At 28.2% G+C, this 15688-nt stretch carries 16 protein-coding genes; 4 read left to right on the top strand and 12 right to left on the bottom strand.

Annotation, left to right across the window (positions count from 1 at the left end):
- From HALO113_RS18885 to HALO113_RS18870, 4 genes are all read right to left on the bottom strand, one after another.
- A partial coding sequence (locus HALO113_RS18885) for a hypothetical protein (RefSeq protein WP_159780701.1) occupies positions 1-368 on the bottom strand: 368 nt, incomplete at its 3' end.
- Entirely contained in the window at positions 355-1245 is an 891-nt protein-coding gene (locus tag HALO113_RS18880; protein WP_159780700.1) for a Ppx/GppA phosphatase family protein, read from the bottom strand. The genes HALO113_RS18880 and HALO113_RS18885, both read right to left, overlap by 14 nt.
- A 23-nt stretch (positions 1246-1268) precedes the next feature.
- A complete protein-coding gene (ppk1, locus tag HALO113_RS18875; protein ID WP_159780699.1) occupies positions 1269-3389 on the bottom strand; it encodes a polyphosphate kinase 1 in 2121 nt (706 codons plus the stop codon).
- Positions 3358-3873: a histidine phosphatase family protein gene (locus HALO113_RS18870; RefSeq protein WP_159780698.1), complete on the bottom strand. Its 516-nt coding sequence runs from the start codon at positions 3871-3873 to the stop codon at positions 3358-3360. The genes ppk1 and HALO113_RS18870 overlap by 32 nt, the downstream gene beginning before the upstream one ends.
- A 245-nt stretch (positions 3874-4118) precedes the next feature.
- On the opposite strand from HALO113_RS18870, the gene HALO113_RS18865 reads away from it, so the two are divergent.
- Positions 4119-5027 (top strand): type IX secretion system membrane protein PorP/SprF, encoded by a 909-nt coding sequence (locus HALO113_RS18865; protein WP_159780697.1) that lies wholly within the window; start codon positions 4119-4121, stop codon positions 5025-5027.
- Positions 5028-5103: 76 nt separating this feature from the next.
- A complete protein-coding gene (locus tag HALO113_RS18860) occupies positions 5104-6939 on the top strand; it encodes an OmpA family protein (RefSeq protein WP_236554816.1) in 1836 nt (611 codons plus the stop codon).
- 260 nt (positions 6940-7199) lie between these two features.
- Here the strand turns inward: HALO113_RS18860 and pdxH are convergent, their stop codons facing one another.
- The 7 genes from pdxH to pyrR all read right to left on the bottom strand — a co-directional run bounded on the left by pdxH (position 7200) and on the right by pyrR (position 12005).
- Positions 7200-7844 (bottom strand): pyridoxamine 5'-phosphate oxidase, encoded by a 645-nt coding sequence (gene pdxH / locus HALO113_RS18855; protein WP_159780695.1) that lies wholly within the window; start codon positions 7842-7844, stop codon positions 7200-7202.
- Positions 7845-8111: 267 nt separating this feature from the next.
- A complete protein-coding gene (locus HALO113_RS18850; protein ID WP_159780694.1) occupies positions 8112-9017 on the bottom strand; it encodes a ribonuclease Z in 906 nt (301 codons plus the stop codon).
- Positions 9018-9031: 14 nt separating this feature from the next.
- The gene (locus HALO113_RS18845; protein ID WP_159780693.1) at positions 9032-9229 is read right to left on the bottom strand and encodes a hypothetical protein; all 198 of its coding nucleotides are present in this window, start codon (positions 9227-9229) and stop codon (positions 9032-9034) included.
- 3 nt (positions 9230-9232) lie between these two features.
- The gene (locus tag HALO113_RS18840; RefSeq protein WP_159780692.1) at positions 9233-9565 is read right to left on the bottom strand and encodes a ribonuclease Z; all 333 of its coding nucleotides are present in this window, start codon (positions 9563-9565) and stop codon (positions 9233-9235) included.
- 30 nt (positions 9566-9595) lie between these two features.
- Complete coding sequence (locus HALO113_RS18835) at positions 9596-10504, bottom strand: M48 family metallopeptidase (protein WP_159780691.1); 909 nt, start codon at positions 10502-10504, stop codon at positions 9596-9598.
- Positions 10505-11434 (bottom strand): aspartate carbamoyltransferase catalytic subunit, encoded by a 930-nt coding sequence (locus HALO113_RS18830; RefSeq protein WP_159780690.1) that lies wholly within the window; start codon positions 11432-11434, stop codon positions 10505-10507.
- Positions 11435-11462: 28 nt separating this feature from the next.
- Positions 11463-12005, bottom strand: coding sequence for a bifunctional pyr operon transcriptional regulator/uracil phosphoribosyltransferase PyrR (pyrR, locus tag HALO113_RS18825; protein WP_159780689.1), 543 nt, complete (start codon positions 12003-12005; stop codon positions 11463-11465).
- A 126-nt stretch (positions 12006-12131) separates the two neighbouring features.
- Here pyrR and HALO113_RS18820 point away from each other — a divergent pair, with 126 nt between their 5' ends.
- Positions 12132-12545: a BLUF domain-containing protein gene (locus tag HALO113_RS18820; protein WP_159780688.1), complete on the top strand. Its 414-nt coding sequence runs from the start codon at positions 12132-12134 to the stop codon at positions 12543-12545.
- 31 nt (positions 12546-12576) lie between these two features.
- On the opposite strand, the gene HALO113_RS18815 is transcribed toward HALO113_RS18820, so the two are convergent.
- Complete coding sequence (locus tag HALO113_RS18815) at positions 12577-14193, bottom strand: ABC-F family ATP-binding cassette domain-containing protein (RefSeq protein WP_159780687.1); 1617 nt, start codon at positions 14191-14193, stop codon at positions 12577-12579.
- A gap of 162 nt (positions 14194-14355) precedes the next feature.
- Here HALO113_RS18815 and HALO113_RS18810 point away from each other — a divergent pair.
- Positions 14356-15688 (top strand): redoxin domain-containing protein (locus tag HALO113_RS18810; protein WP_159780686.1); only part of this gene is annotated, 1333 nt, incomplete at its 3' end.

Genomic DNA, 15688 nt, shown 5'->3' with positions numbered 1-15688 from the left:
GGTCTACTATCACTACAAAAATTTTCTTCTAAAATATTAAAATATTTGGTAATCAAATTATCCTTTGAATAATAATATTTATCATTAAGCAGTAAAAGATTACCATCCGTTTTAACTTCTATCGTTTCATTAGTTGCAGTTTTAAATATAAAATAATAACAATCTGGAAAAATGGTTGGATTAATTGCTTCCATTTGATTTATATTTTTTTTGAAGCTTATCAACTCCTTATTTTCCAATACATAAGCGGTATTATATTTGTCTTTTAAAGTAACTATATTGATTTCATTTAGCCTATTTATATTTTCGTCTGCACCTTTACACCCAAAAAGGAGTAAAAAAAGAAAATAAAATTTAAATCCTTCCATAATACATGGCTTTCACAATACCATCTGAAAGTCCTATTTTAGGTACAAAAATTTGCCTTGCACCACTCCATTTCATTGCACTTAAATAAATGCGGGTTGCTGGAATAATTACGTCGGCACGATCGGGGTTTAAACCTAATTCGGAAATACGCTGTTCGTAAGTTAAACTATTTAATTTTTGATATTGTGAATTGATATACAAATAAGAAAGGGGTTTCTCTTGATGTTTTTCGGATAATTTGAACAATTTATTGATATTCCCACCCGAACCAATCATCGTTATTTCTTCATAAGGAGCTGTCATTGTCTTTATCCATTTTTCAATTTCTGTCCAAACAATATCATTTACCATGTTGTTTAGTAAACGTACAGTTCCATTTTTAAATGACTTTGATGCTACAATTTTACCTCCAGAAAAAATGGAAAACTCGGTACTTCCACCTCCTACATCCACATATAAAAAGGTTTTATCTGAATGAATAAATTGTTTTAAATCCGATGAGGCAATAATAGAAGCTTCTTTTTTACCATCAATAATTTCAATTTTAATATCTGCTTTTTTCTTTATCAAAGCTAAAATATCATCATTATTAATGGCTTCACGCATAGCTGAAGTGGCACAAGCTTTATATTTTTCCACTTTATGTACTTTCATTAATAATTTAAATGCCTTCATCGCATCTACCATTCGATCAATATTTTCTTCAGAAATTTCTCCCACGGTAAAGGCTTCTTGTCCTAAACGAATGGGGACACGTACTAACGAACTTTTGTTAAACTGAGTAGGTTTTCCTACTTCTTCAACAATATTGGTAATTAAAAGACGCATAGCATTAGATCCAATATCTATAGCAGCATATTTTTTTAATGTAATCATTCTTTATTTTATTTGTAAAAAAATTACAATTCTTTAATTTTAGTATTATTTATCTTTTCAGAAGAAGATTCTAATTTTTTATTGTAATAATTATACATTTCTAATTGTGCTCTAAAGGGTTTTTCTCCTTCTGTTTTTCTATATTCATTTTTAAGCTTCTCAGAATGTAATCTTGCTTTTACATTAGCCTTCCAACCTATATCAAAAGTTTCAATTAATTCCTGTTTGATTTCTTCATCATAGATAGGACATGTTACTTCTACTCTAGCATCAATATTTCTAGTCATAAAATCGGCTGAAGAAATATAGATTTCGGGGTCATTATTGTTACCAAAGATATATACTCGAGAATGTTCCAAATAATTATCTACAATGCTTATGGCTTCTATATTTTCACTGAGACCTTTTTTACCTGGAATAAGGCAACAAATTCCTCTAATAATCATTTGTATTTTAACTCCAGCATTGCTTGCTTCATACAATTTATCAATCATTTTGAAATCGGATACACTATTCATTTTCAACTTTATATAAGCTTCTTTACCTGAAAGTGCATTCATAATTTCTCTATCTATTAGTTTTACAAATTTTGATCTTGTATAATGAGGAGAAACAAATAAATGTTTGTAGCGATGTACTTTATAATTAATTTCAAAGAAATCAAAAACTTTAGAAACGTCTTTTAAAATTGATGTATTAGATGTAAACAAAGTAACATCGGTATAAATCTTAGCAGAATTTTCATTAAAATTACCTGTCGAAATGAATCCATATCGTTTTATTTTCGAGTCTTCGATTCTTTCAATGTAGCATATTTTACTATGCACTTTTAATCCTTTAATTCCAAAAATAAGATGTATGCCTTCGGTTTGCATTTGTTCTGCATAGGAAATATTACTCGCTTCATCAAATCGAGCTTGTAATTCTATTTGAACCGTTACTTTTTTTCCATTTTTAGCTGCATTTATTAATGAACTAATAATTTGTGAGTTTTTTGCTAATCGATATAATGTAATTTTAATTGAAACCACTTTTGGATCTAAAGCGGCTTCTCTCAAAAATTTAATTATATATGAAAAAGATTGATACGGTGCATTTAATAGATAATCTTTTTGCTTAATCTTTTCTAAAATACTACCTTCTATATTTAAACCAGGTATAGATACGGGTGGATTTTTCTTGTATAATAAATCGTAACGCCCTAGATTTGGAAAGTTCATATAATCTCTTCGATTATGATACCTTCCTCCAGGAATAATACTATCTGAGCTATCAATATGCATGCGTTCCAATAAAAAGGCTAAAGTATCTTTTCCAATGGCTTGATCATACACAAAACGCACTGGTTCTCCTACTCTTCTTTCTTTTACACTATCTGAAACTTTCTCTATAAAACTCTTACTTAAATCACTATCAAATTCTAATTGAGCGTCACGTGTAATTTTAATCATATGAGCAGAAATGCTTTTATAATTAAAAATATTAAAAATATAATTTAAGTTTAAGCGAATAACATCATCTAAAAGAATAATATATTGTTTTTCCGAATTTGTAGGTAAAACAACAAATCGATTAATAGTACTTGGAATTTCTACAACAGCATAGCGTACTTTTTCTTCAAGATTTGATTCTTCTTGTGTATTCATTACTAATTTAATAGCTAAATAACCCGAAGTATCCTTTAATAAAGGAAATTTATCTAAATCGTTTAACATGATAGTCACAATAGCTGGACTAACCGTTTGTATAAAATAATCTCTAATAAAAAGTTCTTGATCTTTTGAAATCTGTTTTTCGTTTAAGATGAAAATATTTTCTTTCTCCAGCTTTTGCTCAATTTCACTTAAAATACGTAAGCTTTCAGACTGATGATCGATTACTATTTCTGTAATTTCTTTTAATAAACATTCAGCAGAAATTCCTCCTAGAATTTTTTCACTATCAACATTTTCAAAGCGCATTCTTCGAATTGCCGCATAACGCACTCTAAAAAACTCGTCTAAATTATTTGAAAAAATTCCTAAAAAACGCAAACGATCTAATAAAGGTACAGATTCATCTGCGGCTTCTTGTAATACTCTTGCGTTAAATGTTAACCAACTCTTTTCTCTATCAATGTATTTGCTTTGCTGTATATTGTTCATTTTTGTAATGACTTGGGAAAACGGTTTTAATTGTTTCTCCTTTTTTTAGATATTTCCAATCATCAATATTAAATTGCATGGAGACAAATCCAGATGTAGGTACATTATCTATTAAAAGGTTCCCAAATTTATTAACAAAATTTGTAATAGCTTCATTATGTCCGAAAAGAATTAAGTTATCATAGTGATTTTCACATTTTTTTATGATTTCTTCTAACCTTCTTTCATCGAAAGTATAAAGTTCATCTTTAATTATCACAGTTTCAAATGGAATTGTTAAATTTTGTGAATATATCATCGCTGATTCTCTGGCTCTTTTCGCACTACTAGACCATACAATAAATGATTTAGGTAAATAGGCCTGAATATTTGAAGAAATTAAATGAGCATTTTGAATGCCTCTTTTAGACAAAGGTCTATCTATATCATTTAAAGGTAAATCCCAACTGGATTTTGAATGACGGATAAGGATTAATCTTTTCATAATCTGTAGTTTAGTCTTATAAAGTAAGTGCTTTTTTTTGATAAAAACTAGCTTTTCGTTAAAAAAATTAACCCTTTATGAATAATATTTACAGTAGCTTGTTTTTTGACATATATTCATATAAATAGCTAAAACCAAATATTAATTTTAAAATAAATATATACAAATCTCATAATGTGGATTTTAAATATTATTTTTATACTTAGTCTATTTAATTTTAATAAGATTCATATATTCTTTTATCTATGAAAAAAAGATTATTCTTTCTTTTTATTATTACCTTTTTTCAAGTTGTTACTGCTCAGCAGGATTCTCAATATACGCAATATATGTATAACCCTATGGTTATAAATCCTGCATATGCTGGTAGCAGAGATATTTTAAGTGTTTTCTTACTCCATAGAAACCAATGGGTAGGCTTAGAAGGTGCTCCTGTGACCAATAATTTTGCAATACATTCTCCAATTAGTGTTAGCAATTTTGGTTTGGGAATTACTTTTGTCAACGATCGAATAGGGCCAACTGAAAAAAGTTCGATTACTACTAACCTTGCTTATTTCATTGCCTTAAATGAAACATTCCAACTTTCTTTAGGTTTAAAAGCGACTGCCAATCTGTTTAATTTAAATATTGATAAACTGAATATTTACCACCAAAATGATCCACAATTTCAAAATTTAAAAAATGAATTTTCTCCTAATCTAGGCACTGGCTTGTATTTTTTTTCAGAAGATACTTATTTAGGAGCATCAATTCCTAATCTATTTGAAACCTATTCTTATAATGATAATACGGTAGAAATTTTTAAAGACAAAATGCATTTCTATCTAATGGGTGGTCATGTATTTCATTTGAATGAACAAATTGATTTTAAACCTGCTTTTTTAACAAAAGTGGTAGAAGGTGCTCCTTTGCAATTAGACCTTACCAGTACTATATTAATAAATAATAAACTTACTTTAGGCGCATCTTATAGATGGGATACCGCTCTTAGTGGATTAGTAGGGTTTCAAATTTCTAAATCTTGGTTTATTGGTTATGGTTATGATAAAGAAACAACTCATTTAAGTAATTACAACTCGGGTTCACATGAAATCTTTTTGAGATATGAATTTAATACTACAAATAGAATTACTTCACCACGATTTTTTTAAAAAAGAGCATATGAAAAAAATAATACTTATTATTTGTTGCTTATGTTATTCTTTTTGTTTTTCACAAAAAAATAGCATGGCAATAGCAGATAAAAAATACAATAAATATGCTTATATAGATGCAATAAAAATTTATGAAAGAGTAGCTGAAAAAGGATACCAATCTGCAGATATATATCAAAAATTAGGTAATTCCTATTACTTTAATAGCGATTTTAACCAAGCTGCAAAATGGTATAAAAAACTCTTCGAATTACAAGCAGAAAATCCATCCGAATATTACTATCGTTTCTATCAAAGTTTAAAAGCTATTGAAAAATATGATGAAGCAACAAAGTACTTAGAATTATACAACAAGAATACCAATAAATCTCTCTTAGAAAACAATCATAATAGTAAAGAATTATTTGAAAAAACAAAGAATTATGTCTTAGAAACGACGACAATTAATACTACTTATTATGATTTTAATCCTTCCTATTTTAAGGAAAAAATTGTTTTTACTTCTTCTCGACCCGATTTGGCTTTGGTACAAAAAACACATGAATGGACCAATCAGAACTTTACCGATTTTTATGTAGCAAACGTGATAAATGATAGCATTTTTTCGGATCCAGAAAATTTTTCACCCTTTATTAATACTAAATTTAACGAAGCTTCTGCTGTTTTTACAAAAGATGGCAAAACAATGTATTTCACAAGAAATAATTTCTTAGAAGGCAAAAAAGGAAGAGATAAAGGAATGGACAAAAATAGAACGACATTACTTAAAATTTACAAAGCCAATTTAGTCAATGAAAAATGGACAAATATAAAAGAGCTTCCATTTAATAGTAACCATTACAGTACGGCTCATCCTGCTTTGAGTGAAGATGAAAAAACATTGTATTTTGTTTCTGATAGACCAGGAACACTTGGTGGAGCCGATATTTTTAAAGTAGCTATCAAAGGGAATAATCAGTATGGAAAACCAGAAAATTTAGGCCCTATAATTAACACACCTGGAAGAGAAACTTTTCCTTTTGTAGGACCAGATGATAGTTTATTTTTTGCATCAGACGGACACTTAGGTCTAGGTGGTTTAGATATTTTTGAAGCAAAAAAAGAAAAAGATACTTTTCTAATGCCTATTAATATGGGGAAACCCATAAATAGCAATAAAGATGATTTTAGTTTAATTACAAAAGACATGCAATCTGGATATTTTACTTCTAATAGAGAAGGTGGCTTAGGGTTTGACGATATTTATCATTTTAAAATTTGTAAAAAAAATATTTCTGGATTAGTTACTGATAATAAAACTAATGAAATTTTAACTGATACGCATCTTTATATTTTTGATGAAAATGGAACCGTAATGGATACTATTACGACAAATGAAGAAGGAAAATACACAATAAATGTTGATTGTAATACAAAATATTTTATTCGTACTCAAAATAAAGATTTTGAAACATTAGAAATACCAATTAATCCTATTTTTTCAAATACAACTATTGATTTAAAATTAGATAGAAAAATATTTCCATTTGAAATTGGTACAGATTTAGCCAAAGTATTTGACATTAGTATTATCTATTTTGACTTAGACAAATGGAATATACGACCCGATGCGGCAAGAGATATTCAAAAAGTTATAGAAGTAATGAAAGAATATCCTAATATGCATATTGCTATTCAATCTCATACAGATAGTAGAGAAACTCATGCATATAATGTAATACTTTCTGGAAGAAGATCAAAATCAACACTTGACTTTATGGTAATTAGTGGCATCGAGAGAGAAAGGCTTACATGTGAAGGTTTTGGAGAAACACGACTAGTAAATGAATGTGCTGATGGGATTTATTGTAGTGAGGAAGATCATCAAAAAAACAGAAGGAGTGAATTTATTGTAACTAAAATACAATAAAAAAGGCATTACGTTGGCGGTTGTAATGCCTTTTTAACAAACAAATAAACAAACATGAAAAATTTATATACTATTATATAAATATCTTTTATACTGAATTTATACGATTTGGGGCAAAAAGGTATAAATCGAATTTCTTTTTCATTGTAACCAAATGTTTTATCATTTAATTACATGTCAAAGATACAACTAAATCGGTTAACTACAAATAAAATCGATGAAATACACTAAATTTTAACATTTTTTTTTATTTTAACACTTTATGGTGATAATCTATCAATATTCCAGTAGTAATTTTCTGACATTTTGTATCTAATACGATCATGCAAACGATTGGGACGACCTTGCCAAAATTCAACTTCAACTGGTCGCACTAAAAAACCACCCCAAAAATTTGGTCTTAATACTTCTTTGTTTTGATATTCTTCTTCTAAAACTTTTAATTTATCTTCTAAGAATTCTCTATTGGGAATAATTTCGCTTTGATTAGAAACTAATGCTCCTAATTGACTGCCTACAGGCCTAGAAGCGAAATAATTATCTGATATATTTTCATTTGTCTTTTCAGCAACTCCTTTTACAATAACCTGTCTTTCCATAGAATGCCAAAAAAAAGAAAGGCATACATTAGGATTTTGTAAAATTGCTCTTCCCTTTTCCGAATTATAATTGGTATAAAAAATAAAACCTTCTTCATTAAATTTTTTTAGAAGTACTACTCTACTCTTTGGAAAACCATCTAAACCAATGGTAGCAACTGTCATAGCATTCACTTCATCAACTCCTCCAAAATCTTCTACTTCATGAAACCATTTATTAAAAAGGTTAATAGGATCTTCAGGAAGATTAGTTTCTAGAAGTTCGCTCTTTTCGTAAGATTTTCTATAATTACTTAAATCTGACATTTTTATTAAATTTAAGCACAAAGTTACCAATATGTGAGCAAATATGTGAGTAAACAAGAATTAAAATAGTGATAAATTAGCCCTGATGGCAGTGAAAATCCTTTTTTTGATGGAAAAATATGTTTTACCTCTATTTTTTTCAAAAAAAGATTGCAACGTACAGCAGGAAATACGTTGGCAAGAGTGCACAAAATAATCGCTTCTTATTATTTTTTCTTTTTAGTAAAGAAATTAAATAAGAATCGTATAATTTTTGTTAGATAGGTTTCAGAGTTCGATTTCTTTTCCATCATCGGCTAGGATTACGTTATTAAAAATAGTTTGAGCTTCTTCTTTAAACAAATTTATATTACCATATCTGGTAGAATAATGTCCCATTATTAAGTTCTTAACATTGGCCTCTTTAGCAATTTTTGCTGCTTGTTTTGCTGTAGTATGCATTGTTTTTTCAGCTAAATGTGCTTCTGACTCTAAAAAAGTAGATTCGTGATATAATGCATCTACTTCATTAATGATAGGTAAAATGGATTCATTATAAACGGTATCACTACAAAAGGCATAACTTTTTTCTTTATCTGGATCAAAAGTTAACTCATTATTTTTAATTATAGATCCATCTTCTAAGGTAATATCTCCACCCGATTTAATTTTTTGGAAATAGCAGCTGTCTATTTTGTGTCTTTCTACAGCTTCAATATTTAATTTTCGTTGTGTATTTTTTTCTTTAAAAAGATAGCCATTGGTATACACTCTATGTTGTAATGGTATTGTTTTTACAATGACTTTTTCATCTTCAAAAATTATTTCACTTTCATTAGAATGGAGTTCGTGAAAATATAAATTATATCCTGTATAAGAACCCGAAGCTTTCAATTGCATTAGGATTAACTCTTTTATTCCTTTAGGACCATAAACGTGCAAATCGTTTTCTCTATTGAGAAGCATAAAAGTTGAAATTAATCCAATAAGACCGTAAAAATGATCGCCGTGCAAATGAGAAATAAAAATATGATTAATACGAGAGAATTTGATTTTATGTTTTCGTAATTGTACCTGAGTTCCTTCACCACAATCTATTAAAAACATTTGATTTTTTATTTCTAAAACCTGAGAAGTAGGATTAGTAATTGTTCTAGGAGTTGCTGCATAACAGCCTAAGATAGTTAGTTTCAAATTAGCATTTAAAATTAAGAATTTTGTTTCTTACTATTTTTTATGGACATAAACATACCTAAAATAAGTAACAAATTAGCAATAATGGCTAAATATTTGATTTCATTTTCAGATATAGAAAGATAAATATTAATCGCTAGCAAAAATACAGATGCAATAATTACTCCTATTCTTACCTTGTTTATTCCAATATTATTTTTATAAAAATCCATAATTTAGAATCCTAAGTCGCGTTCAATTTCTTCCATTTCTATAATATCGTGTGCTTCTAAGATAGAGGGAACAACTATTAATTCATCGGGAATTTCATTAAATTCTACATTATCACTCACAATAACAAAGGATTTTTTCGATTTAAGATGTCTAGTAGCCAAATCTTTAAAATTTATTATATCTTGAATACCCACATTTTTATCATGAGAAACATCGATAATCAAGTTTTGATCTTTAAATGTAGCATATTGAGTAGAAACATTTTCAATAAATGCTTTTACGTCTCCTCTAGTTTCTTTTAAAATGGTTGTGTGTCCTTTTTTATCTACTTTCATAAATTAGTATTGAATACTGCTTTTGCAAAATTATTTTTTCAATTTAAAAATAAGAAATAAAACTAAAAATAAAGCTAAAATCAAGAAAAAAGTGTTTTTGTAATCCGTAATTTTAAAAGTATTCTTAGTATTACTTACTTCCTTTTTTAAAATATTTCCATTAATAACAGACAATCTGTTTTTTATAATCATTTTATTATAACCATATTTTTCAGCCATCTGGTATAATTTTAGATAAATTTTTGGTTCACTTTTTAATAAGAAATGTATGTTAGCTAAATCATATAAAAGTGTTGCCACCACTTTATCTTTAGGCTTTATAAAAGAAATTCTTTCATTTAATTGGTAATATATTTGATTTTTTAAATCACTAAGTTCCGTTTTTTGTAGAGTCGTTTCTGGATAGTCATCTACACCAAAATTTGTATTAATCAACGAATTACTAGCTATTTCTTGTCCTTCTGAAGTGACTTTAATTTTAGATTTTAAAATATTAATATGTATCCATTCAGAATTCGTGTGCGAAGCAGGGTTAATTTGATACGATTTTTGTATCCATTCTAATGCTTGTTGATCTTTTCCTAATAATTCATATAGAGTTCCTAAATTTGAAGCAGTAGAATATCTATTTGGTTCTTTTTTTTCGATATCTAAATACAAGTTTAAAGCTTCATTATATTTTCTTTGAAGAATAAGTATCAGTCCTATATCTGATAAATAATCTAAATTTTTTGTTTTGGTAAATTCAGCTTGTAACTGTTCTTTTGTCTTATCTAGATCAATATTATAAAATTGAAAACCTTTTGGAATCGAATTTGAATAATAATCTACATAATATAAATAAATTCCATTCTTCAATATTTTAGTTTCCCCATTTATACATGAAAAAATAGAATGTATAGGGATAATAAAAAAAATTAAAGAAAAAATAAATTTCATCTATTGTTTCATTTTACTAGCTAATAAATAAATAACTGCCATTCGAATAGCTACACCATTCTCAACTTGGTTTAATATGACTGATTGTTGAGAATCAGCAACATCTGAAGTAATTTCAACTCCTCTATTAATAGGACCTGGATGCATTATAACAACTTCTTTATTTAAAGAATCTAGAAAATCTTTTGAAACACCGTATTGTTGGGCATATTCTCTTGTTGAAGGAAAGTAATTTACATCTAGTCGCTCATTTTGCACGCGTAACATATTAGCTACATCGGCCCATTCTAAAGCTTTTCTAAGGTTAGGTTCTACAGTTACACCTAAACTTTCAATATATTTTGGGATTAATGTTTTCGGTCCACAAACTTTAACTTCGGCTCCTTGCATCTGAAGGGCAAAAATGTTTGACAAAGCTACTCTAGAATGCAAAATATCTCCTACAATCACTATTTTTTTTCCTGCAACTTCACCAAGTCTTTCTCTAATAGTATAACTATCTAATAATGCTTGCGTAGGATGTTCGTGAGCACCATCTCCAGCATTTACAATACTTGCTTTTACATTTTGAGATAAAAAATGTGCTGCACCAGGGCTACTATGACGCATAACCACCATATCGACTTTCATCGCAAGAATATTATTTACGGTATCTATCAGCGTTTCTCCTTTTTTTACAGAGGATTGAGCTGCAGAAAAACTGATTACATCTGCAGAAAGTCTTTTTTGTGCTAATTCAAAAGACAATTTTGTACGTGTGCTATTTTCAAAAAATATATTTGCAATGGTGATATCTCTTAAAGAGGGTACTTTTTTTATCGGGCGATTGATAACTTCTTTAAATTGATCTGCAGTTTCAAAAATTAAATCAATATCATTTTTATTAATATACTTAATTCCAATTAAATGATTTACTGATAATTCTTTCATTTAGGGTGTTGTGTTGTTGTTGTTTTTGTTATTTTTTTTGTTCTAATAATACTAAATCTTCACCATCATTCTCTTTCCATTTTACTACCACTTTTTCATGGTTAATAGCATCTACTTGCCTTCCTCTGTAATCAGGTTGAATAGGCAAATGACGGCTAAAACGTCTATCAATTAAGGTAAGCAATTCAATTTCTGATGGTCTTCCAAAAGATTGAATTGCCGTTAATGCTGCACGAATACTTCTTCCAGTATATAAAACATCATCAATAAAAACTACTTTTTTATCTTCAACCAAAAAATTGATTTCTGTTTTATTAGCTTCTAATGGTTTCTCTCCTCTTCTAAAGTCGTCTCTAAAAAAAGTAATATCTAAAAATCCAAGTTGTACATTAGATATATTGTATTCTTGTTTTAATACTTGAGTTAATCGCTCAGCTAAGAATTTACCTCTTGGCTGAATTCCAATTAGAATTGTATTAGAAAAATCGAGATGATTTTCGATAAGTTGGCAAGCCAAACGATGAAGAATAATATTAATTTCTTTTGCAGTCAGTAATACTTTTTGACTCATTGATTGTAGTGTGTTGTTTGGTAAGCAAATTTACAATAAAATTCTCAAATTTAATTTGATAAAAAAAAACTTTTAAAAATGTAAAAAAAATCGTAACTTTAGATAGCAATGAAACTCAGTAAATTTATGTATAGAATTATTTACCTCAGTTCTGCTACAACCAAGTTTACAAACGAAGAAATAAATAAAATTTTAGAAAAATCGAAATCCAATAACCAAAGCAAAGGAATTACAGGTTTATTGTTGTATTCTGATGGAAACATATTGCAAATTATTGAAGGAAAGAAACAAGAAATTAAAGATCTATTTCATAAGATATCGTTAGATTCTCGACATAGAAATATTATAAAAGTTTTTGAAGGAAAAGTATCTAACCGAATTTATCCTAATTGGAGAATGGCTTTTAATAGTTATCAAAAAGAAGCAACAGAAATAGCTTTTAAAAATTATGATTTTTTAATTAATGAAGAAGACAACATTGCATCCACATTTATAGAAACTTTTTTAAAATCCAATAAAGATAAAATAGTTATTAAATAAAAAATCCCGATTTGACATCGGGATTTTTCTATTAAGCATACATTGTTTTTCTTTGTTCTTTGATTTTAGGATCATCAAGATATTCATCAAATGTCATATATCTATCTATCACTCCTTTTGGCGTTATTTCCAAAACTCTATTGGCTACCGTTTGTGCAAATTCGTGATCATGAGTAGTGAATAAAACGGATCCTTTAAAGTTTTTCAATGAGTTATTAAATGCAGTAATCGATTCTAGATCCAAGTGATTCGTTGGTTCGTCTAACATTAATACATTGGCTCTTAACATCATCATTCTAGACAACATACAACGTACTTTTTCACCTCCAGAAAGAACATTACATTTTTTTAAAGCTTCTTCCCCTGAGAAAATCATTTTACCTAGGAAACCTCTCACATAAACTTCATCTCTTTCTTCTTCAGTTTTAGCCCATTGACGTAACCAATCAACTAAATTTAGATCGGATTTAAAGAAATCGTGGTTTTCTGCTGGCAAATACGATTGAGAAGTTGTTATACCCCAATCAAAAGTACCAGCATCTGCTTTCTTGTTTCCATTTAAAATTTCATAAAAAGCAGTAGTAGCTCTGGAATCTTTGGAAAAAACAACAATTTTATCCCCTTTTGCCATATTCAAATCTACATTTCTAAATAAAACTTCTCCATCGATGGAAGCACTCAAATTTTGTACATTTAAAATTTGGTCACCTGCTTCTCTTTCTTGATCAAAAATGATAGCAGGATACCTTCTACTGGAAGGTTTTATCTCATCTAAATTTAATTTTTCAATCATTTTCTTACGTGATGTAGCTTGTTTTGATTTCGCTACGTTTGCACTAAAACGACGTATAAATTCTTCTAATTCTGCTTTTTTCTCTTCCGCTTTCTTATTTTGTTGCGCTTTTTGTTTAGCGGCTAACTGACTTGATTCATACCAAAAAGTATAATTTCCTGAATAATGATTAATTTTTCCAAAATCGATATCAGAAACATGCGTACAAACTGCATCTAAAAAGTGACGGTCGTGAGAAACTACTAAAACAGTATTTTCATAATTGGCTAAGAAATTTTCTAACCAACCAATTGTTTCAAAATCCAAATCGTTGGTAGGTTCGTCCATAATTAAAACATCTGGATTTCCAAATAGAGCCTGTGCTAATAGGACACGTACCTTTAGTTTTCCTTCTAATTCACTCATTAATGTATAATGGTAATCTGCAGAAATACCTAAATTAGATAACATGGCACCAGCATCTGAATCCGCATTCCATCCATTCATTTCATCAAATTGCAATTGCAACTCTCCTATTCTATCTGCATTTTCATCTGTATAATCTAGGTACAAAGCATCCATTTCAGTTTTTATGGCATGTAATACTTTATTTCCCATTAAAACCGTTTCCAAAACAGTATGTTCATCAAACATATTATGATTTTGATTTAAAACAGACATACGTTTTCCTGGTTCAAGGATTACTCTTCCTGAAGTAGGGTCAATTTCACCTGACAAAATTTTTAAAAAAGTAGATTTACCAGCACCATTTGCACCAATGATTCCATAGCAATTTCCTTGCGTAAAAGTAACATTCACTTCATCAAACAAAACACGTTTTCCAAATTGAACCGATAAGTTAGAAACTGTTAACATTATTATTGTTTTTTATAAAATTGTTGCAAAAGTAGAAAAAAATATGCAGTTTTGGCATTCTATATATTTATAAGTTATATTATATTTATTTTAACGCATCATTAACAGCACCTTTAACAAGGAAATTTTAATTTTGTTTCCTAATAATTAGTAAATTAATAAATGATTCAAAAAAATATTAAATACTTTTTACCCTTATCTATCCTTGCCTTATCTACATTATTTTCTTGTAAAAAAGTTTTCCAACCTGATAATTATGTGGCTTATTTTGGTGGCGAAATTATTAATCCTCAAGATAATTATGTATTATTTATGAAGGATGAAGCTATACTTGATACGATTTATTTAGATAAAAACAACCGTTTTCTTCATAAATTTGATTCTTTAGCACCTGGTTTATACACTTTTAAGCATTCTCCAGAATTTCAATATATTTATTTTGATAAAAATGATAGTTTAATGATTCGTTTAAATTCGTTAGACTTTGATAATTCTTTATCATTTTGTGGAAGAGGAGATGAGAAAAATAATTTTTTAATTGATTTATATATAAAGAATGAAAGTGACCGTTCTAATTTATATGACATTTTAGATAAAGATTTAAACACCTATTCAAATGCAATAGATTCTAGTTATAAAAATCGAAAAGCCTATTATTTAAAAAGAAAATCAGAAGTCAACTGGTCTGATAATTTTGATGCCGTTGCTCAAGCTGGTGTGGATATGCATTATTTTTATAAAAAAGAATTATATCCTTATGCACATGAATATAAGACGGGAGAAAATATTTGTCCAAAATTACCCGATAATTATTATGCTTACCGTAAGAATTTAAATTTAAACAATCCAGAACTTGGTAGTTTTTCTCCTTTTATTAAATATGTTTCAGCATTTTTGAACAATGTTACTTATGAAAAAGGAAAATGTAAGTTACAGAATAAATCTTTAGAAAAAAACATCAAACAATTAAACATTGTTGATACACTTTTAAAAGATCAAAAAATTAAGAATATTGTTTTAAATAATATAGCATACATGTATCTTATTGAAGAACAAAACATGTATAACAATAAACAATTTATTGACCGTTACATTGCTTTATCTTCAGATAAAGAAAAACATAGAGAAGTAACTCAAATATATAATGCGGTACAAAATTTAAAAATTGGTAACAAATTACCCAAAATTGATTTAATTGATAAGAATTCGCAACCCGTTTCTTTAAATGATTATATACAAAATAAAGAAACAGTAATTTTCTTTTGGACAACACATGCTGAATCTCACATCAAATTTGTTCATGAAAAAGTATTTCATTTACAGGAAAAATATCCTTCATTGAATTTTATTGCTATTAATATTAATGATTCTAAAGAAAATTGGTTAAATACATTTAAAAAATACAATTTCAAAAATGTAGTTGAATTAAAGGCTACTGATTTTGATGATATAAAAGAAAACTGGGTTATTACAAAAGTACATAGAACCATTATAT

Origin of the sequence: Flavobacterium sp. 9AF, from assembly GCF_902506265.1 — a bacterium.
GTDB lineage: Bacteria > Bacteroidota > Bacteroidia > Flavobacteriales > Flavobacteriaceae > Flavobacterium.
Note: the sequence above shows the minus strand (reverse complement) of the source record. Positions and strands in the feature narration are given on the sequence as shown.